This window comes from Enterobacter sp. T1-1, assembly GCF_000710795.1.
Lineage (GTDB): Bacteria > Pseudomonadota > Gammaproteobacteria > Enterobacterales > Enterobacteriaceae > Enterobacter > Enterobacter cloacae.
In genome coordinates, this window is the sequence record NZ_JALW01000023.1 from 47,679 (window position 1) to 73,315 (window position 25,637).

Sequence of the window (25,637 nt, forward strand, 5' to 3'; positions counted from 1 at the left end):
TATATTCAATATTAATCTGTTTTTACCGATTTGTTTGCGCTGATATTATGGTTTTATCGAGGTATTGTTGTAAAAGAGAGAATTAACGTGAAATTACTACACCGTTTCTTTAGCAGTGAAGCATCCGGCGGCGTGATCCTGATTATTGCTGCTGCGGCCGCGATGCTGCTCGCCAACATGGGCATGACGCGCGATCTCTATCACGCATTTCTGGAAACGCCCGTCGAGCTTAAGGTCGGCGCGCTGGAAATTAACAAGAACATGCTGCTGTGGATCAACGATGCGCTGATGGCGGTGTTCTTCCTGCTGGTGGGGCTTGAGGTGAAACGTGAGCTGGTGATGGGCTCGTTAGCCAGCCGCCAGCGCGCAGCGTTTCCGGTGATCGCCGCCATTGGCGGAATGGTCGTTCCGGCGCTGCTCTTCCTCGCGTTTGCCTGGCAGGATCCTGTCGCGCGTGACGGGTGGGCGATCCCGGCGGCAACGGATATCGCGTTTGCGCTTGGCGTTTTAGCGTTGCTCGGGAGCCGGGTTCCGGTTGCACTGAAAATCTTCCTGATGGCGCTGGCGATCATTGATGACCTGGGGGCTATCGTCATTATCGCGCTGTTCTACACCAGCGATCTGTCGATTCTGTCGCTGAGCGTGGCAGCAGGGGCGATTGCCGTTCTGGCGCTGTTGAACATTTTCAATGTCCGTCGCATTGGAATTTACATCCTTGTGGGGATGGTGTTGTGGACGGCGGTGCTGAAATCGGGTGTCCATGCCACGCTGGCCGGGGTAATCGTCGGCTTCTTTGTGCCGCTTAAGCCGCAGGAGGGTAAATCACCGGCCAAACAACTGGAGCATGTGCTGCACCCGTGGGTCGCCTTTATGATCCTGCCACTGTTTGCGTTTGCCAACGCGGGCGTTTCTCTGGGAGGGGTTACGCTGGAGGGGCTCACTTCCGTGCTGCCGCTGGGTATTATTGCCGGGCTGTTTATTGGTAAACCGCTGGGGATCAGCCTGTTCTGCTGGCTGGCGCTGAAGCTTAAGCTGGCATCGTTGCCGAACGGCACAACATTTGGTCAGATTATGGCGGTCGGCGTGCTGTGCGGTATCGGATTTACCATGTCGATCTTTATCTCGACGCTGGCGTTTGGTGCAAATGCGCCTGAGCTGATTATCTGGGCAAAACTCGCCATTCTTATCGGTTCATTACTGGCCGCAGTTATTGGTTATACCTTATTGAAGGTGAAGTTGTCCGGGCAGGTCGTCCAGGCATAACGGAAAACCGGGAGGAGGTCATTCTTCTCCCGATACACTCAGGGAGAGAAGACGCGATGTCTCATTTGAATTACAACCATCTTTATTATTTCTGGCATGTTTACAAACAAGGCTCGGTGGTAGGGGCGGCAGAAGCTCTTTTTCTGACGCCACAAACTATCACCGGGCAAATCAAGGCTCTGGAAGAACGCCTGCAAGGCAAGCTGTTCAAGCGTAAAGGACGTGGCATAGAGCCAAGCGAGTTGGGTGAACTGGTTTTTCGCTATGCGGACAAGATGTTTACCCTGAGCCAGGAGATGCTGGATATCGTCAACTACCGCAAAGAGTCTAATTTGCTGTTTGACGTGGGCGTGGCGGATGCCCTCTCGAAACGGCTGGTAAGCGGCGTGCTGGATGCGGCGGTGGTTGAAGACGAGCAGATCCATTTGCGCTGTTTTGAATCCACACACGAAATGCTGCTGGAGCAGTTGAGCCAGCATAAGCTGGATATGATTATCTCGGATTGCCCCATCGACTCCACGCAGCAGGAGGGGCTGTTCTCGGTCAAGATTGGTGAATGCGGGGTAAGCTTCTGGTGCATTAACCCGCCTCCGGAAAAACCGTTCCCTGCCTGTCTGGAAGAACGCCGCTTGCTGGTGCCGGGAAGGCGCTCCATGCTGGGGCGTAAGCTGCAGAACTGGTTTAACTCTCAGGGGCTAAACGTGGAGATCCTCGGTGAGTTCGATGATGCAGCACTGATGAAAGCGTTTGGTGAGGCGCACAACGCAATCTTTGTTGCGCCGACGCTGTACATGCACGATCTCTATTCAGATAACAAGATTACCGAGATTGGCAGAGTCGATAACGTCATGGAGGAGTACCACGCCATCTTCGCCGAAAGGATGATTCAACACCCGGCGGTGCAGCGTATCTGTAACCGCGACTACTCGGCGCTGTTTACCCCGCCAGCAAACTGAAGGTATAAAAAAACCCGCGTTAAGCGGGTTCTTTAAACAAGCAACAACAAGCGGCGATTAAGCCAGTTTGTTGATCTGCGCGGTCAGGTTTGCTTTATGACGCGCTGCTTTGTTTTTGTGGATCAGACCTTTAGCAGCCTGACGATCCACGATTGGTTGCATTTCGTTAAATGCGTTCTGCGCTGCAGCTTTGTCGCCAGCTTCGATTGCTGCGTATACTTTCTTGATGAAAGTACGCATCATAGAGCGACGGCTTGCGTTGTGCTTACGAGCCTTTTCAGACTGAACGGCACGTTTCTTAGCTGATTTGATATTAGCCAAGTCCAACTCCCAAATATGATCTATGTGGACAATTCAAAGGCCGAGGAATATGCCCTCTTTGCCTTCTTTTGTCAATGGATTTGTGCAAATAAGCGCCGTTAATTAGCGACGCTACGTTACGTAGTGATGGCGCAGGATTCTACCAGCTTGTCTTTCGTGAATACAGCTTTTCGGCATAAAAATCGCAGTTCCCGGACAGATTTTTTTGCTGTGAAAGGTCAGCATGATGAAATCATTACGGCTTTCTGTTTTGTGCAGACAATCGTCGGTTAACCTTAATCGCTGTACAAGGTATACTTTGGCGATTTTCACTGTTTTGAGCCAGACATGAAGCTGATACGCGGCATACATAATCTCAGCAAAGCCCCCCACGGGTGCGTGCTGACCATTGGTAATTTCGACGGCGTGCATCGTGGGCATCAGGCGCTGTTGCAGGGATTGCGTAAAGAAGGGGAGGCACGTGGCCTGCCCGTGGTAGTGATGATTTTCGAGCCGCAGCCGCTGGAACTGTTCGCGGGCGATAAATCGCCTGCCCGACTTACTCGCCTGCGCGAGAAGTTGCGCTATCTGGCACAGTCCGGTGTGGACTACGTCTTGTGTGTCCGTTTTGATCGTCGTTTTGCCGCGCTGACAGCACAAAATTTCGTCAGCGACCTGTTGGTCAAGCGCCTTGGCGTTCAGTTTCTCGCCGTGGGTGATGATTTCCGCTTTGGCGCTGGTCGTCAGGGCGATTTCTTGCTATTACAGAAGGCTGGCCTGGAATATGGTTTTGACGTCACCAGCGCGATGACCTTTTGCGAAGGTGGCGTGCGCGTCAGCAGTACGGCGGTTCGTCAGGCGCTGGCCAATGATGAACTGGAGACCGCAGAGAATTTGCTGGGGCATCCGTTTACCATTTCTGGTCGTGTGGTTCATGGCGATGCGCTGGGCCGTACGATAGGTTTCCCGACGGCGAATATACCGCTGCGTCGTCAGGTCTCCCCGGTTAAAGGGGTATATGCGGTGGAAGTGGCTGGACTGGGCGAGAAACCTTTTTACGGTGTCGCCAATATTGGCACACGTCCTACGGTCGCCGGTGTGCGACAGCAGCTGGAAGTGCATCTGCTGGACGTTGTAATGGACCTCTACGGTCGCCATATAGATGTCATACTGCGTAAAAAAATACGCAATGAGCAGCGATTTGCCTCGCTGGATGAACTAAAAGCGCAAATCGCGCGAGATGAATTAACGGCCCGCGAGTTTTTTGGGCTTTGAACCCGGCTTAAATGCCTACGTGATAAATACGGAACCGAGAATCTGATGAGTGACTATAAATCAACCCTGAATTTGCCGGAAACAGGGTTCCCGATGCGCGGCGATCTCGCCAAGCGCGAACCGGGAATGCTGGCGCGTTGGACCGATGATGACCTGTACGGCATCATTCGTGCAGCCAAGAAAGGCAAAAAAACCTTCATTCTGCATGATGGCCCTCCATATGCGAATGGCAGCATTCATATTGGTCACTCTGTAAACAAGATTCTGAAAGACATTATCGTGAAGTCCAAAGGACTCGCGGGATATGACTCGCCTTACGTTCCGGGTTGGGACTGCCACGGTCTGCCGATTGAACTGAAAGTTGAGCAGGAATTTGGTAAGCCGGGTGAGAAATTCACCGCGGCGGAATTCCGTGCGAAATGCCGTGAATACGCGGCCACTCAGGTTGACGGCCAGCGTGCAGACTTTATTCGTCTGGGCGTGCTGGGCGACTGGTCGCATCCGTACCTGACCATGGACTTCAAAACCGAAGCCAACATCATCCGTGCGCTGGGTAAAATCATCGGCAATGGCCACCTGCACAAAGGCGCGAAGCCGGTGCACTGGTGCGTGGACTGCCGTTCTGCGCTGGCAGAAGCAGAAGTTGAGTATTACGACAAAACCTCGCCTTCAATCGACGTGGCCTTCGAAGCGGTCGATCAGGATGCGATCAAAGGTAAATTCGGTCTGCCGGGCGTAAGCGGCCCGATCTCGCTGGTTATCTGGACCACCACCCCATGGACGCTGCCAGCTAACCGTGCGATCTCCCTCTCCGGTGAGTTCGAATATGCACTGGTTCAGATTGACGGTCAGGCGCTGATCCTGGCGAAAGATCTGGTGGAAAGCGTGCTGAAACGCGCGAACATCACCGACTACACCGTGCTGGGCACCGTGAAGGGCGACGCGCTTGAGCTGATGCGTTTCAAACACCCGTTCCTGGACTTCGACGTTCCGGCGATCCTGGGCGACCACGTGACGCTGGAAGCCGGTACCGGTGCAGTACATACCGCCGGTGGTCACGGTCCTGACGACTACAACATCAGCCTGAAATACGGTCTGGAAATCGCGAACCCGGTTGGTCCGGACGGATCATACCTGCCTGGTACGTATCCATCGCTGGACGGTATCAACGTCTTCAAAGCGAACGACATCATCGTGGAGATGCTGCGTGAGCGCGGCGCGCTGTTGCACGTTGAGAAAATGCAGCACAGCTACCCGTGCTGCTGGCGTCACAAGACGCCGATCATCTTCCGTGCGACCCCACAGTGGTTCGTCAGCATGGATCAGAAAGGCCTGCGCGAGCAGTCTCTGAAAGAGATCAAAGGCGTGCAGTGGATCCCGGACTGGGGCCAGGCGCGTATTGAATCCATGGTGGCTAACCGTCCTGACTGGTGTATCTCCCGTCAGCGCACCTGGGGCGTGCCGATGTCGCTGTTCGTGCATAAAGAGACGCACGAACTGCACCCGAACACGCTGGAACTGATGGAAGAAGTGGCGAAGCGTGTTGAAGTTGATGGCATTCAGGCGTGGTGGGATCTCGATGCCCGCGATATCCTGGGCGCAGACGCGGACAACTACGAGAAAGTGCCAGATACCCTGGACGTGTGGTTCGACTCCGGGTCTACTCACGCCTCCGTGGTTGACGTGCGCCCTGAGTTTGCCGGTCACGCGGCTGATATGTATCTGGAAGGTTCTGACCAACACCGTGGCTGGTTCATGTCATCCCTGATGATCTCCACCGCCATGAAAGGTAAAGCACCTTACCGTCAGGTACTGACCCACGGTTTCACCGTCGATGGTCAGGGCCGTAAGATGTCAAAATCTATCGGTAATACCGTTTCTCCGCAGGACGTGATGAACAAACTGGGCGCAGACATTCTGCGTCTGTGGGTGGCATCTACCGACTATACCGGCGAAATGGCGGTATCAGATGAGATCCTGAAACGTGCTGCCGACAGCTATCGTCGTATCCGTAACACCGCGCGCTTCCTGCTGGCGAACCTGAATGGTTTCGATCCGGCAAAAGACATGGTGAAACCGGAAGAGATGGTAGTGCTGGATCGCTGGGCGGTAGGCTGTGCGAAAGCGGCGCAAGAAGATATCGTTAAGGCATATGAGTCTTACGATTTCCATGAAGTGGTGCAGCGCCTGATGCGCTTCTGCTCCATCGAGATGGGCTCGTTCTACCTCGACATCATCAAAGATCGCCAGTACACCGCGAAAGCGGACAGCGTGGCGCGTCGTAGCTGCCAGACTGCGCTGTATCACATCGCAGAAGCACTGGTGCGCTGGATGGCGCCAATTATGTCCTTCACCGCGGATGAAATCTGGGGCTACCTGCCAGGTGAGCGTGAGAAGTATGTCTTCACCGGCGAGTGGTACGAAGGTCTGTTCGATCTCTCCAGTACCGAAGCGATGAACGACGCCTTCTGGGACGAGCTGCTGAAAGTGCGTGGCGAAGTGAACAAGGTCATCGAACAGGCGCGTGCAGACAAGAAAGTCGGTGGTTCTCTGGAAGCGGCAGTGACCCTGTACGCAGAACCTGAGCTGGCGGCCAAACTGACGGCGCTGGGCGATGAATTACGATTTGTCCTGTTGACCTCCGGTGCGAAAGTTGCGGATTATGCCGACGCTTCTGCTGATGCTCAGCAGAGCGAACTGCTTAAAGGACTGAAAGTCGCACTGAGCAAAGCCGAAGGTGAGAAGTGCCCGCGCTGCTGGCACTACACCACCGATGTCGGCCAGGTGGCGGAACACGCAGACATCTGCGGACGCTGTGTAAGCAACGTCGCCGGTGACGGCGAAAAACGTAAGTTTGCCTGATGAGTAAAACTCTCTGTTCAACAGGACTGCGCTGGCTGTGGCTGGTTGTGGTGGTGCTGATTATTGATCTGGGCAGCAAGTTCCTGATCCTCCAGAACTTTGCTCTGGGGGATACGGTTCCGCTGTTCCCGTCGCTTAATCTGCACTATGCGCGTAACTATGGCGCAGCGTTTAGCTTCCTTGCTGACAGCGGTGGCTGGCAGCGCTGGTTCTTTGCGGGTATTGCTATCGGTATCTGTGTGGTGCTGGCGGTGCTGATGTACCGTTCGAAAGCGACGCAAAAGCTGAATAACATCGCCTATGCGCTGATCATTGGCGGCGCGTTAGGTAACCTGTTCGATCGCCTGTGGCATGGCTTTGTGGTCGATATGATCGACTTCTACGTCGGCGACTGGCACTTTGCGACCTTTAACCTCGCCGATAGCGCAATTTGTATCGGTGCGGCGTTAATCGTGCTGGAAGGTTTCTTGCCGAAACCCGCCGCGAAAGAGCAGGCTTAATTGTAAATGCCGGGTGGCGCTGCGCTTACCCGGCCTACAGAATTTGTGGCCTCCCGTAGGCCCGGTAAGCGCAGCGCCACCGGGCAACAGGTGACCCAAAACAAGCGAGCAATTTGCATGTGTAAATCCGTACAAAGCAATAGCGCGATTCTCGTTCACTTCACGCTGAAACTGGATGACGGCTCAACGGCCGAATCCACCCGCAATAACGGCAAACCAGCCCTGTTTCGTCTTGGCGATACGTCGTTATCTGAAGGTCTGGAGCAGCAGCTTCTGGGTCTGAAAGAGGGGGAGAAGAAGGCGTTTTCGCTGGAGCCAGATGCCGCGTTTGGCGTGCCAAGCCCGGATCTTATCCAGTACTTCTCTCGTCGTGAGTTTATGGATGCGGGCGAACCGGAAATCGGGGCGATTATGCTCTTTACCGCTATGGATGGCAGCGAAATGCCTGGCGTGATCCGCGAAATCAACGGCGACTCCATCACCGTAGATTTCAACCATCCTCTTGCCGGGCGCACCGTCCATTTTGATATTGAAGTGCTGGAGATCGATCCGGTACTGGAGGCCTGAAATGCAGATCCTGTTGGCTAACCCGCGCGGCTTCTGCGCCGGTGTAGACCGCGCTATCAGCATTGTTGAAAACGCGCTGGAGATTTACGGCGCGCCGATTTACGTGCGTCACGAAGTTGTACATAACCGTTACGTGGTCGACAGCCTGCGTGAACGCGGTGCAATCTTCATTGAGCAGATTAGCGAAGTGCCGGACGGCGCGATCCTGATTTTCTCCGCACACGGTGTCTCCCAGGCGGTACGTAACGAAGCGAAAAGCCGTGATTTGACGGTGTTCGACGCCACCTGTCCGTTGGTAACCAAAGTGCATATGGAAGTGGCGCGCGCCAGCCGTCGCGGTGAAGAGTCGATCCTGATTGGTCATGCGGGTCATCCGGAAGTCGAAGGCACTATGGGCCAGTACAGCAACCCGGAAGGGGGGATGTATCTGGTGGAGTCGCCAGAAGATGTTCTTACGCTGAACGTAAAAAACGAAGCCCGTCTGTCGTTCATGACGCAGACCACGCTTTCAGTTGATGATACGTCGGATGTGATTGACGCATTGCGCCAGCGTTTCCCGAAAATCGTCGGGCCGCGTAAAGATGATATCTGCTACGCAACCACTAACCGCCAGGAAGCGGTGCGTGCGCTGGCTGAACAGGCGGACGTGGTGCTGGTGGTCGGCTCGAAAAACTCCTCTAACTCCAACCGTCTGGCCGAACTGGCGCAGCGCATGGGCAAGGCGGCGTTTCTGATTGACGACGCGACGGATATTCAAGAAGCGTGGGTGAAAAACGCGGCCTGTGTCGGTGTCACCGCAGGGGCTTCCGCACCGGATATCCTGGTGCAGAACGTGATCGCCCGTCTGCAGGAACTGGGTGGTGGTGAAGCCGTTCCGCTGGAAGGCCGCGAAGAAAACATCGTCTTCGAAGTCCCGAAAGAGCTGCGTATTGATGCACGCGAAGTGGAATAATCCTTCTTCTGATGAAAGGCCAGCACCTCCTGTGCTGGCCTTTTTTTTATCTGCTACTTTATCGTGACGACAAAATCATGTCTTTTACTGATATTTGAGTCCGTTTCACGTTAAATTCTAATTATCGGTGTTTTCAGTTGGCAGCCCTGACAAAGGCTGGTTAATCTGAAAACGGTTTACATCAATTTAACGTAAGAGAATAACTATGCATGATGCACAGATCCGTGTCGCTATTGCGGGCGCGGGTGGACGTATGGGTCGCCAGCTCATTCAGGCGGCACTTCAGATGGATGGCGTAGCGCTGGGCGCAGCACTGGAACGTGAAGGTTCATCGCTTCTTGGGGCCGATGCCGGTGAACTGGCAGGCGCGGGCAAGACGGGCGTTACCGTTCAAAGCAGCCTTGATGCGGTGAAAGATGATTTTGATGTGTTCATCGATTTTACCCGGCCAGAAGGCACACTGACCCATCTGGCATTTTGCCGTCAGCACGGCAAAGGCATGGTGATTGGCACCACCGGGTTTGATGAAGCCGGTAAACAAGCCATTCAGGATGCGTCACATGAGATTGCTATTGTCTTCGCTGCTAACTTTAGCGTGGGCGTTAACGTTATGCTTAAGCTGCTGGAGAAGGCCGCAAAAGTGATGGGCGATTATACCGACATTGAGATTGTCGAAGCTCACCACCGTTACAAAGTCGATGCTCCCTCCGGCACGGCGCTGGCAATGGGCGAAGCGATTGCTCATGCACTGGATAAAGATTTAAAAGACTGCGCGGTATATACCCGCGAAGGCCATACGGGCGAACGCGTCCCGGGAACGATTGGTTTCGCAACTGTGCGTGCGGGTGACATCGTCGGGGAACATACTGCGATGTTCGCCGATATTGGAGAACGTGTAGAGATCACGCATAAAGCATCCAGCCGCATGACATTTGCGAATGGTGCCGTTCGCTCCGCTTTGTGGCTGAAAGGCAAAGAAAATGGTCTTTTTGATATGCGTGATGTGCTCGAACTCAACAATTTGTAAGAGATATTACCCATCGTGATGTGGTTATTGCAGTCGTAACTTTTTGATTGCATAGGGCAATAAGTTATTGCCCTTTTATTTTTCCCATTTCATGTTTATTTTTGTCTTTTTTGGCTAAAAGTAGATGTTATCCCGCTATTTTGTGTTGCTGGTATGTAAATTTTGACCGTTTGGTCCACTTTTTATTATCTGAGTACCAGAAATTCCAATAAACTTGCCACGCAAGCGTTTTCTGTCGTGATTTACCTGATCTTTTTGCCGCTTAACATCTTTTCAGGCCGCCAGGCTTGCAAAAGGATAATTAAAATATCCGTTTTGAGTTGACTTTTACCTGGCAAATCTCCAGAATGCCGCCGTTTGCCAAAAATCCGCTGGCAACACATTTGCATTGATTTATGACATGGTTGTGAATTAATATGCAAATAAAGTGAGTGAATATTCTCTGGAGGGTGTTTTGATTAAGTCAGCGCTATTGGTTCTGGAAGACGGAACCCAGTTTATCGGTCGGGCCATAGGGGCAACGGGTTCGGCGGTTGGGGAAGTCGTTTTCAATACTTCAATGACCGGTTATCAAGAAATCCTCACTGATCCTTCCTATTCTCGCCAAATCGTTACTCTTACTTATCCTCATATCGGCAATGTCGGCACCAATGCTGCTGACGAAGAATCTTCTCAGGTACATGCGCAAGGCCTGGTCATTCGCGACCTGCCGCTGATTGCCAGCAACTTCCGCAATACCGAAGACCTCTCTTCCTACCTGAAGCGCCATAACATTGTGGCGATTGCCGATATCGACACCCGTAAATTAACGCGTCTGCTGCGCGAGAAGGGTGCACAGAACGGCTGCATCATCGCAGGGGACAACCTCGATGCGGCGCTGGCGCTGGAAAAAGCGAAAGCCTTCCCGGGCCTGAATGGCATGGACCTGGCGAAAGAAGTGACGACCACTGAAGCATACAGTTGGACACAAGGTAGCTGGACGCTTTCAGATGACCTGCCGGAAGCGAAAAAAGAGAGCGAACTGCCGTTCCACGTGGTCGCCTACGATTTCGGCGCCAAGCGCAATATCCTGCGCATGCTGGTTGATCGCGGCTGCCGTCTGACGGTGGTGCCGGCGAAAACCTCTGCCGAAGACGTACTGAAGATGAACCCGGATGGCATCTTCCTCTCTAACGGACCTGGCGACCCGGCACCGTGCGATTACGCTATCGATGCCATCAAGTCCTTCCTCGAAACCGATATTCCGGTATTCGGCATCTGCCTCGGCCATCAGCTGCTGGCGCTGGCGAGCGGGGCGAACACCATTAAGATGAAGTTCGGTCACCACGGTGGTAACCACCCGGTGAAAGACATCGACAACAACACGGTGATGATTACGGCACAGAACCACGGCTTCGCAGTAGACGAAGCGTCAATGCCGGCTAATCTGCGCGTGACGCACAAATCCCTGTTCGATGGCACCCTGCAGGGGATTCATCGTACCGATAAGCCAGCGTTCAGCTTCCAGGGACACCCGGAAGCCAGCCCGGGGCCGCACGATGCCGCACCGCTGTTCGATCACTTCATCGAACTTATCGAGCAATACCGTAAGACCGCTAAATAATCAGGAGCCGAGAAGACCATGCCAAAACGTACAGACATAAAAAGCATCCTGATCCTTGGCGCTGGCCCGATTGTTATCGGTCAGGCCTGTGAATTTGACTACTCCGGTGCACAGGCGTGTAAGGCGCTGCGCGAAGAGGGTTACCGCGTTATCCTGGTGAACTCTAACCCGGCGACCATCATGACCGACCCGGAAATGGCGGATGCAACCTACATCGAGCCGATTCACTGGGAAGTGGTACGTAAAATCATCGAGAAAGAGCGTCCGGATGCGGTTCTGCCGACCATGGGTGGCCAGACTGCGCTGAACTGCGCACTGGAGCTGGAGCGTCAGGGCGTGCTGGAAGAGTTCGGCGTGACCATGATTGGTGCGACCGCCGACGCGATTGATAAAGCAGAAGACCGTCGTCGCTTCGACGTGGCGATGAAAAAAATCGGCCTCGACACCGCGCGTTCCGGTATCGCTCACAACATGGAAGAGGCACTGGCCGTAGCGGCTGAAGTGGGTTATCCGTGCATCATCCGTCCTTCCTTCACCATGGGCGGCACCGGCGGCGGTATCGCCTACAACCGCGAAGAGTTTGAAGAGATTTGCGAGCGCGGCCTGGATCTCTCCCCAACCAAAGAGCTGCTGATTGATGAATCGCTAATTGGCTGGAAAGAGTACGAGATGGAAGTGGTGCGTGATAAAAACGACAACTGCATCATCGTCTGCTCCATCGAAAACTTCGATGCGATGGGTATCCACACCGGCGACTCCATTACCGTTGCGCCAGCGCAAACGCTGACCGACAAAGAGTACCAAATCATGCGTAACGCCTCGATGGCGGTACTGCGTGAAATCGGCGTCGAAACCGGTGGTTCTAACGTGCAGTTCTCGGTGAACCCGAAAACTGGCCGTCTGATTGTTATCGAAATGAACCCGCGCGTGTCCCGCTCCTCCGCGCTGGCCTCTAAAGCGACCGGCTTCCCGATTGCGAAGGTGGCGGCGAAACTGGCGGTCGGTTACACCCTTGACGAGCTGATGAACGATATCACCGGGGGCCGCACGCCTGCGTCCTTCGAACCGTCTATCGACTACGTTGTGACCAAAATTCCACGCTTCAACTTCGAGAAATTTGCTGGCGCGAACGACCGTCTGACCACCCAGATGAAATCTGTGGGTGAAGTGATGGCGATTGGCCGCACGCAGCAGGAATCCCTGCAGAAAGCGCTGCGCGGCCTCGAGGTGGGCGCGACCGGCTTCGATCCTAAAGTGAGCCTGGACGACCCGGAAGCGCTGACCAAAATCCGCCGCGAGCTGAAAGACGCGGGCGCAGAGCGTATCTGGTATATCGCCGACGCCTTCCGCGCAGGCTTATCCGTGGACGGCGTGTTCAACCTGACCAACATCGACCGCTGGTTCCTGGTGCAAATTGAAGAGCTGGTGCGTCTGGAAGAGAAAGTGGCGGAGCTGGGCATCAATGGCCTGGACGCTGACTTCCTGCGCATGCTGAAGCGCAAAGGCTTTGCCGACGCGCGTCTGGCAAAACTGGCCGGCGTGCGTGAAGCAGAAATCCGCAAGCTGCGCGACCAGTATGACCTGCACCCGGTCTACAAGCGTGTTGATACCTGTGCGGCAGAGTTCGCGACCGATACGGCTTACATGTACTCCACGTATGAAGACGAGTGTGAAGCGAATCCGTCCGTTGACCGCGACAAAATCATGGTACTGGGCGGTGGCCCAAACCGTATCGGCCAGGGCATCGAGTTTGACTACTGCTGCGTACACGCCTCTCTGGCGCTGCGCGAAGACGGTTACGAGACCATCATGGTCAACTGTAACCCGGAAACGGTCTCTACCGACTATGACACCTCTGACCGTCTCTACTTCGAACCGGTAACTCTGGAAGACGTGCTGGAAATCGTGCGCATCGAGAAGCCAAAAGGCGTGATCGTGCAGTACGGCGGCCAGACGCCGCTGAAACTGGCGCGCGCGCTGGAAGCCGCAGGTGTGCCGGTTATCGGTACCAGCCCGGATGCCATTGACCGTGCAGAAGACCGCGAGCGTTTCCAGCAGGCGGTTGACCGTCTGAAGCTGAAACAGCCGGCAAACGCCACCGTGACTGCGATTGAACAAGCGGTTGAGAAGGCGAAAGAGATTGGCTACCCGCTGGTGGTGCGTCCTTCTTACGTGCTGGGCGGCCGCGCGATGGAAATCGTCTACGACGAAGCCGACCTGCGTCGTTACTTCCAGACGGCAGTCAGCGTGTCCAACGATGCGCCGGTGCTGCTGGATCGCTTCCTCGACGATGCGGTTGAAGTGGATGTGGATGCTATCTGCGACGGCGAAATGGTGCTGATTGGCGGCATCATGGAGCACATCGAGCAGGCGGGCGTGCACTCAGGCGACTCCGCCTGTTCTCTGCCAGCGTACACCCTGAGCCAGGAAATTCAGGACGTGATGCGTCAGCAGGTGCAGAAACTGGCCTTCGAACTGCAGGTTCGCGGCCTGATGAACGTCCAGTTCGCCGTGAAAGACAACGAAGTCTACCTGATTGAAGTGAACCCGCGTGCGGCACGTACCGTACCGTTCGTCTCTAAAGCGACCGGTATTCCGCTGGCAAAAGTGGCGGCGCGCGTGATGGCCGGCCAGACGCTGGCTCAGCAGGGCGTCACAAAAGAGATTATCCCGCCGTACTACTCGGTGAAAGAGGTGGTGCTGCCGTTCAACAAATTCCCGGGCGTTGACCCGCTCTTAGGGCCAGAGATGCGCTCTACCGGGGAAGTGATGGGCGTGGGCCGCACCTTCGCAGAAGCGTTTGCTAAAGCGCAACTGGGTAGCAACTCCACCATGAAGAAATCTGGCCGTGCGCTGCTCTCTGTTCGCGAAGGCGATAAAGAGCGCGTGGTTGACCTTGCTGCCAAGCTACTGAAACAGGGCTTCGAGCTGGATGCAACCCACGGTACGGCGATTGTGCTGGGTGAAGCGGGAATCAACCCGCGTCTGGTGAACAAGGTGCATGAAGGTCGTCCGCACATTCAGGATCGCATTAAGAATGGCGAATACACCTATATCATCAACACCACTGCGGGCCGCCAGGCGATTGAAGACTCCAAGCTGATTCGCCGCAGCGCGCTGCAGTACAAAGTGCATTACGACACCACCCTGAACGGCGGTTTCGCAACAGCCATGGCGCTGAACGCGGATGCCACCGAGAAGGTGATTTCGGTCCAGGAAATGCACGCCCAGATTAACAAGTAAGACAAATTGCCCGGTACCGTTCGGTTACCGGGCATTCTTCCCCTCTTCAGAACCTTCTGGTTTTCCATCCGCATTCAGTCAGTTAGCCTAAAATGGTTAGGTCGATAATGAAATTCAACTGAGAGCAGGGGAAAACACCATGCAAAATAAACTACTGATCGCTTCCGTTCTGGCTGCCACTGCAATGTTCACCGTAGCGGGGTGTTCATCTAATCAGGCGGTAAAAACCACCGATGGCCGCACCATCATTACGGACGGCAAACCGCAGGTGGATGACGATACCGGTCTGGTGTCGTATAAAAACGCGGAAACGGGTCAAACCGAGCAGATTAACCGTGACCAGGTTAAATCCATGGGTGAACTGGATAATTAAAAAAAGCAGTGGCATCTGCCACTGCTTTTTTGCTTGATGCGGATGGATTACCAGCGGTGGTTTAACAAAATATGACCGCCGTAAGCGGCATAGTTGTTTTCACCCCATTCGCCGCTGGCGCGAAGTGAAATTGTCGTGGTCTCGTTAAGATTGCCGGTAATACCCAGCTCTACCTGACCACGATCCTCCGGCGTATCATTACTTACGGTTTCGTCGTTGAAGGCCAGATCGTTTTGACCTGCACCCTTCAGCCAGTTTACCGCAACGTAGGGCTGCCAGGCCGTGACGTCCTTTTGCTGGAAATAGCTGGATTTCACACCCAGACGACCGAAGACGCTGTCGTTATCCAGAGTCGTCACCCGGACGCCATCACGGTCCGTATGATTTTCCTGATCAAGATAGCTGTAGATCACCTGCGCCTGAGGCTCGATCTTCCAGGTACGCTCGTTTTCAGATGGGATAACCCACGCATGGCCGACTTCAACAGACGCGGCAAAACCTTCGCTGTTGTAATCTTCATCGTTGCGGTTGCTGGTCACTTTGTTGTTGTACCAGCTGTAAGCGGCCCAGGTATCAATGTAGCTGCCCAGGCGTAATTTCTGATCTTCCTGCCAGGTGGCGTAGAGCCCAACGTTGAAGCCATCGACTTTACCCTGTGCGTCACGCACGTTGTGTTTCGCATCTGAGTGGGTCTTCGCCTGGCCTGCACCGAACATGCCACCGGCACGCAGGATACCGCTGTCCATTGGCTTGCTGAGGAAATCGCTGCCGACTTGCAGAACGGTGGTCGTGGTGTCGTAGCTGACTTTGTCACCGCCTGCATCATTTTCATGGTAACGACCTTTAACATACATCCAGGTATTCAGATCGTCTTCGTTACGGAAAGTGAGCTGATCGCGATCGTCACGTTTGTGCAGGAACATACTCTGAGCAGCCAGATAGTTGCCTAAATACGCGCCCACTTCAGGTGCCATCACTTCTGGTGCTGGGGTATTGCCGCCGCCGTTATCGCTATTATCACCACCGTCGCCGTTATCATTGCCGCCGCTGTTGCCGCCATCATCGGTATTGCTGCCATTGTCACTGTTACCGCCATTATCAGTGTTACCGCCATCGTCGGTATTGCCACCGTTGTCGGTATTATCTCCGTCATCGGTATCATCTGTCGGATCGACAGGTGGCGTGGCCTTCGATTCCAGGTACCAGTTCCCGTCACTATGCTGGTAAAGAGAGTATTCGTATGCGCCTGCCACAACCGGTTTGGCCAGCGTCAGCTGTGCTTCAGAGCTGCCGGCGACGCTGACAATCTCCATGCCGTTAACGGTCTGTGCGCCAAGTCCACCCATGTTGCTGACGGTCACGCCGGACTGGCCAAAACTGCTGCCGGTTATTGTGAGATGATCGGTAGGTGCCGTGTCAGTACCCAGCTCGCTGTTTAACACAATCTGGCTACCTTCTGCGCCGGTATAGTCGCCATTGATGGTAAAGTCATTACCCACGCTGTGGTCGGCTGCACTGAGCAAAAGCGTACCGCTGTTGGTCACGTTGCCGTTAATGGTATCAATGCCGGCGTCTCTGAGGGTTGCATTACCCTCAATTGCATTCCACGCTGCCAGCGTACCGCCGCTGAGAATAGTGATGTTGTTGTAGACGGTTCCTGCGGTGGCAAACTTTGCCCCGTTCTGCACGGTGAGAGTGGCATTGCTGTTTTCAACACCTAACGTTGCGCCTGCCGCTACCAGCGTTGTGCCGTTTCGCAGGGTCGTATCGCCGGTATAGCTGTTGTTGCCGGTAAGCGTCAGCGTATTCGCATCAACTTTCTCTACGTTTCCGCTGCCGGTCATGTCGGTAGAAAACGTGAAATTGCCTCCCTGGTTAAAGATAACCGTACCATTGTTGGTTAGCCCGCCGCTGAGGTTTGCCATACCTTCGCCATTGCCCAGCTGTAGCGTGGCTTCATTCGCCACCAGCGTATTGCCAGCATTGGAAACGGTACCCGCCAGGGTCAGGTTGCCGCTATTCACCTGCAGTGAATCACCGGCACCAATGATGTCGACGTTACCCGTCAGCGTCCAGTCTTCACCGTTCATTTTGACAGAGGCGAAACCCTCGCCTTCGTTCAGCCCGATAAAATTGCTGTCTTCTGTACCGGTGCCTACCAGGGTCAGGGTGTTACCTTTCGAGACTGTCGAAATAACGTCACCTGATAATGATGAGCCAGTATTAAGCACCAGGGTGTTATTTTTATCGCTGGCAAAAAATACTGCCGCATTTCCACCCCCGAGCGAACCGCTATTCGTAATATCAACTTTAGCGTTACCTGAGACATAAATACCGTTCTGCGTGCCTTCAATAACACCACTATTTAAGACTTTTGTATTGCCACTACTTAAAGCAATACCATCACCGTCAATACCCGTGATTTTGCCATCATTGTTGATGCCTAACCCTGTCTCGGCGCTCAAACCCGTTTTGCCTTTAATCAATCCTGATTCGGTATTAGTGATATTGATAGCAGATGATGACTCACTAATGAAAATACCTTTTTCAGCACCCGTTATATTTCCACTATTATTGAAGTCACCCAGTAAAGACTCCACATTTACTGCGTTTGCGCTAGTAGAAGAAATTGTTGCACCGACTTCATTTTCAACAACAACACGCTGGGCGCCGGTGTTAATATCAAGACCGTTGGCCGCTCCAGATATATTACCTTTATTTGTTACTGATGTGACATCAATACCTGATACGGATACGGCTGCTTTATTGCTTGAGGAAGAAATCGTTACATCTTTATTGATAACATATTCGGTATCAGCGGAAAAATCTTGTGGGACGGAAGTAGACTGTTCAATAATTCCTGCTGAGGTTATTGCTGGTGTGAATGCCAATATGGCGGGGAACAGTCTTCCGAGCATTCTGGTTGTTCTGTTAAGTTCAATGCGTATATTACTCATGCACACATCCATTTGAATGAAAAGTTCGTGAAATGTTCAGGTTAATAATTGCGTATACATTTCTGAAGAGCGGTTATCGCAAAACCATCTAAAATTATTATTTTTTCAATAGGTTATGTATACTTTGTTTTATTAAAAAGTCGTTTTAAGAATGCTTAATATTTCAGTGTGGTAAATGTAAAATTGGTTAGATATTTTTGGTGGCTATGGATTCTTGTTTGTTCAAAGACGCACATATATGAACAACATTGATGGTTAAAGAAGCAGTTACGCTACTTGCGATTTGCCGGCACCAGGCAATGGGAGACTTTCAGTGAGCGAGTTAAATGTCTACACTCACTGCTACCAGAGAGAACGGAACCGTAAAGACAGGCTAACTGATGATTCTGATAATTTATGCGCATCCCTATCCGCATCACTCCCATGCGAATAAGCGCATGCTTGAACAGGTAAGGACACTCGACAACGTAGAGATACGTTCCCTCTATCAACTTTATCCTGATTTTAACATCGACATCGCCGCTGAACAGGAGGCGCTCACTCGCGCCGATCTGATTATCTGGCAACACCCGATGCAGTGGTACAGCACACCTCCGCTCCTCAAATTGTGGATCGACAAAGTCTTTTCCCACGGCTGGGCGTATGGTCACAACGGGCATGCGCTGAAGGGAAAAAGCCTGATGTGGGCTGTGACCACCGGTGGTGGAGAAAGCCACTTCGATATTGGCTCTTTCCCGGGTTTTGAGGTGCTGGCACAACCGCTTCAGGCGACAGCACTCTACTGTGGTCTTACCTGGCTTCCTCCATTTGCTATGCACTGCACATTTGTTTGTGACGATGAGACGTTGCAGGCGCAGGCTCGTCATTATAAACAACGCTTACTTGAGTGGCAGGAGACGCACAATGGATAGCCATACGCTGATACAGGCGCTGATTTACCTTGGCGCGGCGGCGCTGATTGTGCCCGTGGCGGTTCGCCTGGGGTTGGGCTCTGTGCTGGGCTACCTGATCGCCGGGTGTGTTATCGGACCCTGGGGATTCCGCCTGGTCACCGACGCGGAGGCGATCCTGCATTTCGCCGAAATTGGTGTCGTGCTGATGCTGTTTGTCATTGGTCTGGAACTTGACCCGCAGCGGTTGTGGAAGCTGCGCGCCTCAGTGTTTGGCGGCGGGGCGCTACAAATGGCAGCCTGTGGTCTACTGTTGGGCGGCTTCTGTATTCTGCTGGGAATGGACTGGAAAGTGGCAGAGCTTATTGGCATGACGCTGGCACTCTCTTCGACGGCGATTGCCATGCAGGCAATGAACGAGCGAAACCTGACCGTTTCACAGATGGGGCGCAGTGCGTTTTCGGTGCTGCTGTTTCAGGATATCGCGGCCATTCCGCTGGTGGCGATGATCCCGCTGCTGGCCGCAAGTGGGGCCTCCACCACGCTCGGCGCTTTTGCCCTCTCTGCGTTGAAAGTGGTCGGTGCGCTGGCACTGGTTGTCCTGCTTGGCCGGTATGTAACACGTCCGCTGCTTCGATTCGTCGCCCGCTCGGGGCTGCGGGAAGTGTTCAGTGCCGTGGCGCTATTCCTGGTGTTTGGTTTTGGTCTGCTGCTGGAGGAAGCCGGGCTGTCGATGGCGATGGGAGCCTTCCTCGCGGGCGTTCTGCTCGCCAGCTCAGAGTACCGACACGCGCTTGAAAGTGATATCGAGCCATTTAAAGGACTGCTACTGGGGCTGTTTTTCATCGGGGTCGGGATGTCTATCGACTTTGGCACGCTGGTCACGCATCCACTGCGGATCCTCATCCTGCTGGTCGGTTTCCTGGTCATCAAAATGGTGATGCTGTGGCTGATCGCCCGTCCGCTGAACGAGCCTGGCAGACAGCGTCTTTGGTTCGCCGTGCTACTCGGACAGGGAAGCGAATTCGCGTTTGTGGTCTTCGGCGCGGCGCAAATGGCCAATGTGCTCGATCCCGAGTGGGCGAAAGCGCTGACGCTGGCGGTCGCGCTGTCGATGGCGGCAACGCCGATCCTGCTGGTGCTGCTGACGCGTCTGGAAAAAACCGGCAGCGAACAGGAACGCGAAGCCGATGAGATCGATGAGGAACAGCCGCGGGTCATCATCGCCGGATTCGGTCGCTTTGGGCAGATCACCGGTCGTTTACTGCTCTCAAGCGGGGTAAAAATGGTCATCCTCGATCACGATCCGGACCATGTGGATACCCTGCGTAAGTTCGATATGAAAGTCTTCTACGGCGATGCAACGCGTGTCGATCTGCTGGAATCAGCCGGCGCAGCGAAAGCGGAAGTCCTCATCAACGCGATTGACGATCCCCAGACCACTATGCAACTGGTTGAGCTGGTGAAGGAGCATTTCCCGAACCTGACCATTATCTCCCGCGCGCGCGATGTGGATCACTATATCCAGCTGCGACAGGCGGGGGTGGACGCACCCGAGCGTGAAACCTTCGAAGGGGCGCTTAAGTCTGGCCGCATGGCGCTGGAAAGTCTGGGCCTGGGCGCGTATGAAGCGCGCGAGCGTGCGGACCTGTTCCGTCGCTTCAATACCGATATGGTGGAAGAGATGGTGGCGATGGCGGGCAGTACGGCCACAGAGCGTGCGGCGGTGTTTAAACGCACCAGTGCGATGCTGACAGAGATCATTAATGAGGATCGTAATCATCTGTCGCTGGTGCAGCGTCATGGCTGGCAGGGAACGGAGGAGGGCAAGCATACCGGCGATCCGGCGGACGAACCGGAGAGTAAACCTTCCGCGTGAAGTGGAGTTGCCAGCAATATTAAAAAATTTCTCTCTCTTTACCATGCCGCCAGTCGACGAAAGATTAAGCTTTCCGTATAGTGGCGGCAATTTTTTGCATCCGGGAAATTTTCAATGATCAGTCTGATTGCAGCGCTGGCGGTGGACCGTGTTATCGGTATGGAAAATGCCATGCCGTGGAACCTGCCTGCCGATCTCGCATGGTTTAAACGTACGACGTTAAACAAGCCGGTAGTGATGGGCCGCCTGACCTGGGAGTCGATTGGTCGTCCATTGCCGGGCCGTAAGAATATCGTGATCAGTAGCCAGCCAGGCACTGACGATCGCGTCGAATGGGTGAAATCCGTGGACGAGGCGATTGCCGCGTGCGGTAACGCCGAAGAGATCATGGTGATTGGTGGTGGGCGTGTGTATGAGCAGTTCCTGCCAAAAGCGCAAAAGCTCTATCTGACGCATATTGATGCGGAAGTGGAAGGCGATACCCATTTCCCGGACTACGATCCGGACGAGTGGGAATCGGTATTCAGCGAATTTCACGACGCGGATGCGCAGAACTCACACAGCTACTGCTTCGAGATTCTGGAACGTCGCTAGTTGATAGACCCTCTCCCGGCCGGGAGAGGGAATTCACTCTCAGGAGGCGACTGCCTCGCCTTCCCCCAGATCCAACTGTCGGTTGGACGGCTGCACGAAGTACGTTTTATCTTCCCAGCGTAAGCAGGTTAAATCCCCGCCCCAGCAACAACCGGTATCAAGACCGTAGATCCCGTCTGGCGTGCCTTTCCCTTCTAGCGCGGCCCAGTGGCCAAACACCACGCTGTACTCACTGGTGACCGGCCCGGGAATCGCAAACCACGGTTTAAGCGGTGCAGGTGCGCTTTCCGGCGTCTCTTTGGAATACATATCCAGTTGCCCGTTCGGGAAGCAGAAACGCATCCGTGTGAACGCGTTCGTGATAAAACGCAGGCGCGCCAGACCGCTCAGATCTTCACTCCAGTGATTTGGCATGTCGCCGTACATGGCATCAAGGAAGAAGGGATAGGAATCGCTCGCCAGCACGGCTTCTACGTCACGCGCGCAGGTTTTGGCCGTCTCAAGATCCCACTGTGGGGTGATCCCGGCGTGTGCCATGACCAGTTTTTTCTCTTCATCGATCTGCAACAGGGGCTGACGACGCAGCCAGTTGATCAGTTCGTCGGCGTCTGGCGCCTCCAGCAGCGGGGTGAGACGATCTTTCGGCTTATTGCGGCTGATGCCGGCAAAGACGGCGAGCAGATGCAAATCATGGTTGCCCAGCACCATGCGAACGCTGTCGCCCAGCGATTTTACGAAGCGTAAAACCTCCAGGGAGCCTGGCCCACGCGCCACTAAATCGCCCGTCAGCCAGAGAATATCCCGTCCTGGCGTAAAGTCGACCTGTTTTAATAATGCGATCAGTTCATCGTAGCAACCGTGAACGTCGCCAATCAGATATGTAGACATTAGATTAATGAATGAGTGTTGTAACGGCGAGACGGAACACAGGAATAGCAACGCGGAACACATTGCCATCGACGTCGACCATTTCATAATGGCCTTGCATGGTACCCAGCGGTGTTTCAATTACTGCACCGCTGGTGTACTGATACTCTTCGCCAGGGGCGATGTGGGGCTGTTCACCAACCACACCTTCACCCTGAACTTCGATTTCACGGCCATTGCCGTTAGTGATAAGCCAGTAACGCCCGAGCAGTTGCACAGGCATCCGCCCCAGGTTGCGAATGGTCACGGTGTAGGCGAAAACAAAACGTTCTTCATCGGGTGAGGACTGCGACTCAACGTAAACGCTTTGTACCTGGACACAGACGCGGGGCGAATCAATCATGGCTTAACTCTCCTTCGGCGGCGCATTTTCGCTAATGTAATTAGCCAGTTTACAGTACTGCTCAACAGAGATGTTTTCTGCTCGCATTGCCGGGTCAATGCCCAGCTCGGCCAGCACGTCAACGGTGAACAGATTGCCGAGGCTATTACGGATCGTTTTACGGCGCTGGTTAAAGGCTTCTGTGGTGATGCGGCTCAGTACGCGCAGGTCTTTGACCGGGTATGGCATCGTTTTATGCGGCACAAGGCGCACAACCGCAGAGTCGACTTTTGGCGGCGGCGTGAAGGCAGACGGCGGCACTTCGAGTACCGGGATCACATTGCAGAAATATTGTGCCATCACGCTTAAACGACCATACGCTTTACTGTTCGGCCCTGCAACCAGACGGTTTACCACCTCTTTTTGCAACATGAAGTGCATGTCGGCAATGGCATCAGTATAGCTAAAGAGATGGAACATCAGCGGCGTGGAGATGTTATAGGGCAGGTTACCGAATACGCGCAGCGGCTGACCCATTTTTTCCGACAGCTCGCCAAAATTCATGGTCATGGCATCTTGCTGATAAATCGTCAGCTTCGGCCCAAGGAACGGGTGCGTTTGCAGACGAGCAGCGAGATCGCGGTCGAGTTCGATAACGGTCAGTTCGTCCAGACGTTCGCCGACGGGTTCAGTCAGTGCAGCCAGACCGGGGCCGATTTCAACCATCGCCTGGCCTTTTTGCGGATTAATGGCCGAGACAATACTGTCGATCACGAACTGATCGTTGAGGAAGTTTTGCCCGAAGCGTTTACGGGCTAAGTGGCCCTGATGGACTCGATTAGTCATTGAGTATTAACAATCATTTTGATGGCGAGATTAAGCGCCGTAATAAAACTGCCGACATCCGCTTTTCCCTGACCTGCCAGATCCAGCGCAGTACCGTGGTCAACGGACGTTCGAATAAAAGGTAAACCGAGGGTGATATTCACACCGCGGCCAAAGCCCTGGTATTTTAGCACGGGCAGGCCCTGATCGTGGTACATCGCAAGCACGGCATCGGCATTATCCAGGTATTTGGGCTGGAAAAGGGTATCGGCAGGCAATGGCCCGATCAGGTTCATCCCTTTTGCCCGCATTTCATTCAGCACCGGAATGATGGTGTCGATCTCTTCAGTCCCCATATGCCCGCCTTCACCGGCGTGTGGGTTCAGGCCACAGACCAGAACGTGCGGCTGTTTAATGCCGAATTTAGTCTGCAGATCGTGATGCAGTATCCCGATGATCTCCCGCAGCAGTTCAGGGGTGATGGCGTCAGGAATGGCCTTAATCGGCAGATGGGTTGTTACCAGAGCCACCCGCATCGCTTCCGTCGCCAGCATCATCACCACTTTCGGGCTGTGCGATCGCTCTTCAAAAAACTCGGTATGTCCGGTGAACGGAATACCGGCTTCGTTAATCACCCCTTTATGCACGGGGCCCGTAATCAGGGCAGCAAATTCCCCTTTTATGCAACCATCGCAGGCGCGCGCCAGGGTTTCGACAACATAGTGGCCGTTTTCAGTGCTGAGCTGACCCGGAATAACAGGAGTACGAAGGGGGACGGGAAGAAGCGTGAGCGTTCCGGCTTGCTGCGGTGCGGGCTGCTGACCTTCAACGTAAGGGATAAGCGTTAAAGGCAGACCGAGCAGTGAAGCCCGGTCTTGTAACAGTGTTGCATCAGCACAGACGACCAGTTCCACCGGCCAGCTACGTTGGGCAAGCTGGACCACGAGGTCAGGCCCAATCCCGGCGGGTTCGCCGGGGGTGATCACAACACGATGCTGTTTCATTAGTTGCTCAGAACTTTCACGTAAGCGCTGGCGCGTTGTTCCTGCATCCAGGTTGCCGCTTCTTCAGAAAACTTACGGTTGAACAGCATACGATAGGCTCTGTCTTTCTGCGCTGCGTCGGTTTTATCAACGTTGCGGGTATCCAGCAGTTCGATCAGATGCCAGCCAAAGGAGGAATGTACCGGCGCACTCATCTGGCCCTTGTTCAGCTTCATCAGCGCATCGCGGAATGCCGGATCGTAGATATCCGCAGCCGCCCAGCCCAGGTCGCCGCCCTGGTTAGCAGAGCCAGGATCCTGAGAGAACTCTTTTGCGGCATTCGCAAACGACGTTTTTCCGCTCTTAATGTCCGCAGCAATCTGTTGCAGCTTCGCACGCGCCTGATCGTCCGTCATGATCGGTGACGGTTTCAGCAGAATGTGGCGAGCATGAACTTCGGTGACGGAGATGTTCTGGCTCTGACCACGCAGGTCGTTGACTTTCAGGATGTGGAAGCCAACACCTGAACGGATTGGACCCACGATGTCGCCTTTTTTCGCCGTGCTCAGCGCCTGGGCAAAGATGGATGGCAGTTCCTGAATACGTCCCCAGCCCATCTGGCCGCCTTTCAGCGCCTGTTGGTCTGCAGAGTAGGTAATGGCCAGCTTGCCAAAGTCACTACCGTTACGTGCCTGCTCAACGATAGCGCGCGCCTGGCTTTCCGCTTCTGCGGCCTGGTCAGACGTTGGGTTCTCTGGCAGCGGGATCAGAATATGGCTCAGGTTCAGCTCGGTGCTGGCATCGTTCTGGTTGCCCACCTGTTTTGCCAGCGCGTCGACTTCCTGCGGCAGGATGGTGACGCGGCGACGAACTTCATTGTTACGCACTTCTGAGATCAGCATCTCTTTACGGATCTGATTACGGTAGGTTGAATAACTGATGCCATCATAGGCCAGACGACTACGCATCTGATCCAGGGTCATATTGTTCTGCTTAGCGATGTTAGCGATCGCCTGATCGAGCTGCTCGTCAGTGATCTTCACGCCCATTTTCTGACCCATTTGCAGGACAATCTGATCCATGATCAGACGTTCCAGGATCTGATGGCGCAGCGTTGCGTCATCCGGAAGTTGCTGACCCGCCTGGCCCGAATTGAGCTTCACAGATTTCATCAAACCGTCAACGTCACTTTCGAGCACGACACCGTTGTTAACCACAGCGGCGACCTTATCAACAACCTGGGGGGCCGCGAAGCTGGTATTCGCAACCATAGCGACACCGAGCAGCAGCGTTTTCCAGTTCTTCATACTTTTTCCATTTCAATTAACCGCAAAGCGGA

At 54.1% G+C, this 25,637-nt stretch carries 22 protein-coding genes and 1 pseudogene; 16 read left to right on the forward strand and 7 right to left on the reverse strand.

The genetic code is table 11. The annotated features are described in order from the left end of the window. Positions 1-87: 87 nt before the first annotated feature. Positions 88-1,263 (forward strand): Na+/H+ antiporter NhaA, encoded by a 1,176-nt coding sequence (nhaA, locus tag AK59_RS0110025; RefSeq protein WP_029882679.1) that lies wholly within the window; start codon positions 88-90, stop codon positions 1,261-1,263. Positions 1,264-1,319: 56 nt separating this feature from the next. Beyond that, on the forward strand, positions 1,320-2,219 hold the full coding sequence (nhaR, locus tag AK59_RS0110030) for a transcriptional activator NhaR (protein WP_020688469.1): 900 nt from the start codon (positions 1,320-1,322) through the stop codon (positions 2,217-2,219). Between the two features lie 57 nt (positions 2,220-2,276). On the opposite strand, the gene rpsT is transcribed toward nhaR, so the two are convergent. Then, complete coding sequence (gene rpsT, locus AK59_RS0110035) at positions 2,277-2,540, reverse strand: 30S ribosomal protein S20 (protein WP_003856458.1); 264 nt, start codon at positions 2,538-2,540, stop codon at positions 2,277-2,279. Between the two features lie 101 nt (positions 2,541-2,641). Between rpsT and AK59_RS1000000125225 the strand changes: the two are divergent. From AK59_RS1000000125225 to AK59_RS0110080, 10 genes and pseudogenes are all read left to right on the forward strand, one after another. After that, a pseudogene (locus tag AK59_RS1000000125225) lies at positions 2,642-2,860 on the forward strand (DUF2575 domain-containing protein). A 7-nt stretch (positions 2,861-2,867) separates the two neighbouring features. After that, on the forward strand, positions 2,868-3,794 hold the full coding sequence (gene ribF, locus AK59_RS0110040; RefSeq protein ID WP_020688470.1) for a bifunctional riboflavin kinase/FAD synthetase: 927 nt from the start codon (positions 2,868-2,870) through the stop codon (positions 3,792-3,794). Between the two features lie 45 nt (positions 3,795-3,839). Continuing rightward, positions 3,840-6,656 (forward strand): isoleucine--tRNA ligase, encoded by a 2,817-nt coding sequence (gene ileS / locus AK59_RS0110045; protein ID WP_029882680.1) that lies wholly within the window; start codon positions 3,840-3,842, stop codon positions 6,654-6,656. Beyond that, complete coding sequence (gene lspA, locus AK59_RS0110050; protein ID WP_013095527.1) at positions 6,656-7,156, forward strand: signal peptidase II; 501 nt, start codon at positions 6,656-6,658, stop codon at positions 7,154-7,156. The genes ileS and lspA overlap by 1 nt, the downstream gene beginning before the upstream one ends. 117 nt (positions 7,157-7,273) lie before the next feature. Further along, on the forward strand, positions 7,274-7,723 hold the full coding sequence (gene fkpB / locus AK59_RS0110055; RefSeq protein ID WP_029882681.1) for an FKBP-type peptidyl-prolyl cis-trans isomerase: 450 nt from the start codon (positions 7,274-7,276) through the stop codon (positions 7,721-7,723). A gap of 1 nt (position 7,724) precedes the next feature. Then, positions 7,725-8,675: a 4-hydroxy-3-methylbut-2-enyl diphosphate reductase gene (gene ispH / locus AK59_RS0110060; protein ID WP_028015471.1), complete on the forward strand. Its 951-nt coding sequence runs from the start codon at positions 7,725-7,727 to the stop codon at positions 8,673-8,675. A gap of 205 nt (positions 8,676-8,880) precedes the next feature. Continuing rightward, positions 8,881-9,702 carry a 4-hydroxy-tetrahydrodipicolinate reductase gene (gene dapB / locus AK59_RS0110065; protein ID WP_029882682.1) on the forward strand — a complete coding sequence of 274 codons (822 nt, stop codon included), beginning with the start codon at positions 8,881-8,883 and terminating at the stop codon, positions 9,700-9,702. Between the two features lie 454 nt (positions 9,703-10,156). Next, positions 10,157-11,305, forward strand: a complete 1,149-nt coding sequence (carA, locus tag AK59_RS0110070; RefSeq protein WP_023620045.1) for a glutamine-hydrolyzing carbamoyl-phosphate synthase small subunit — start codon at positions 10,157-10,159, stop codon at positions 11,303-11,305. Positions 11,306-11,323: 18 nt separating this feature from the next. Then, positions 11,324-14,548, forward strand: a complete 3,225-nt coding sequence (gene carB, locus AK59_RS0110075; protein WP_013095532.1) for a carbamoyl-phosphate synthase large subunit — start codon at positions 11,324-11,326, stop codon at positions 14,546-14,548. A gap of 139 nt (positions 14,549-14,687) precedes the next feature. After that, positions 14,688-14,921 carry a YgdI/YgdR family lipoprotein gene (locus tag AK59_RS0110080; protein WP_013095533.1) on the forward strand — a complete coding sequence of 78 codons (234 nt, stop codon included), beginning with the start codon at positions 14,688-14,690 and terminating at the stop codon, positions 14,919-14,921. Between the two features lie 47 nt (positions 14,922-14,968). Here AK59_RS0110080 and AK59_RS0110085 read toward each other — a convergent pair whose 3' ends face one another. After that, complete coding sequence (locus AK59_RS0110085) at positions 14,969-17,386, reverse strand: autotransporter family protein (protein ID WP_231501492.1); 2,418 nt, start codon at positions 17,384-17,386, stop codon at positions 14,969-14,971. Positions 17,387-17,453: 67 nt separating this feature from the next. On the opposite strand from AK59_RS0110085, the gene AK59_RS1000000125230 reads away from it, so the two are divergent. The 4 genes from AK59_RS1000000125230 (at position 17,454) to folA (ending at position 21,241) form a co-directional block, all read left to right on the forward strand. After that, entirely contained in the window at positions 17,454-17,894 is a 441-nt protein-coding gene (locus AK59_RS1000000125230) for a hypothetical protein (protein ID WP_162185059.1), read from the forward strand. A gap of 364 nt (positions 17,895-18,258) precedes the next feature. Next, entirely contained in the window at positions 18,259-18,789 is a 531-nt protein-coding gene (gene kefF, locus AK59_RS0110090; protein ID WP_023620041.1) for a glutathione-regulated potassium-efflux system oxidoreductase KefF, read from the forward strand. Further along, the gene (gene kefC / locus AK59_RS0110095) at positions 18,782-20,647 is read left to right on the forward strand and encodes a glutathione-regulated potassium-efflux system protein KefC (RefSeq protein ID WP_029882684.1); all 1,866 of its coding nucleotides are present in this window, start codon (positions 18,782-18,784) and stop codon (positions 20,645-20,647) included. Before kefF ends, kefC begins: the two co-directional genes overlap by 8 nt. A 114-nt stretch (positions 20,648-20,761) precedes the next feature. After that, positions 20,762-21,241: a type 3 dihydrofolate reductase gene (folA, locus tag AK59_RS0110100; RefSeq protein ID WP_008502023.1), complete on the forward strand. Its 480-nt coding sequence runs from the start codon at positions 20,762-20,764 to the stop codon at positions 21,239-21,241. Between the two features lie 39 nt (positions 21,242-21,280). On the opposite strand, the gene apaH is transcribed toward folA, so the two are convergent. Genes apaH through surA form a run of 5 tightly spaced genes read right to left on the reverse strand, consistent with a single transcriptional unit; the run spans position 21,281 to position 25,605 of the window. Further along, positions 21,281-22,129 (reverse strand): bis(5'-nucleosyl)-tetraphosphatase (symmetrical) ApaH, encoded by an 849-nt coding sequence (gene apaH, locus AK59_RS0110105; RefSeq protein WP_020688477.1) that lies wholly within the window; start codon positions 22,127-22,129, stop codon positions 21,281-21,283. 4 nt (positions 22,130-22,133) lie between these two features. Beyond that, entirely contained in the window at positions 22,134-22,511 is a 378-nt protein-coding gene (gene apaG, locus AK59_RS0110110; protein ID WP_013095539.1) for a Co2+/Mg2+ efflux protein ApaG, read from the reverse strand. 3 nt (positions 22,512-22,514) lie between these two features. After that, the gene (gene rsmA / locus AK59_RS0110115) at positions 22,515-23,336 is read right to left on the reverse strand and encodes a 16S rRNA (adenine(1518)-N(6)/adenine(1519)-N(6))-dimethyltransferase RsmA (RefSeq protein ID WP_013095540.1); all 822 of its coding nucleotides are present in this window, start codon (positions 23,334-23,336) and stop codon (positions 22,515-22,517) included. Further along, a complete protein-coding gene (gene pdxA / locus AK59_RS0110120) occupies positions 23,333-24,319 on the reverse strand; it encodes a 4-hydroxythreonine-4-phosphate dehydrogenase PdxA (RefSeq protein WP_029882685.1) in 987 nt (328 codons plus the stop codon). Before pdxA ends, rsmA begins: the two co-directional genes overlap by 4 nt. Then, a complete protein-coding gene (gene surA, locus AK59_RS0110125; RefSeq protein ID WP_013095542.1) occupies positions 24,319-25,605 on the reverse strand; it encodes a peptidylprolyl isomerase SurA in 1,287 nt (428 codons plus the stop codon). The genes pdxA and surA overlap by 1 nt, the downstream gene beginning before the upstream one ends. Positions 25,606-25,637 lie beyond the last annotated feature (32 nt).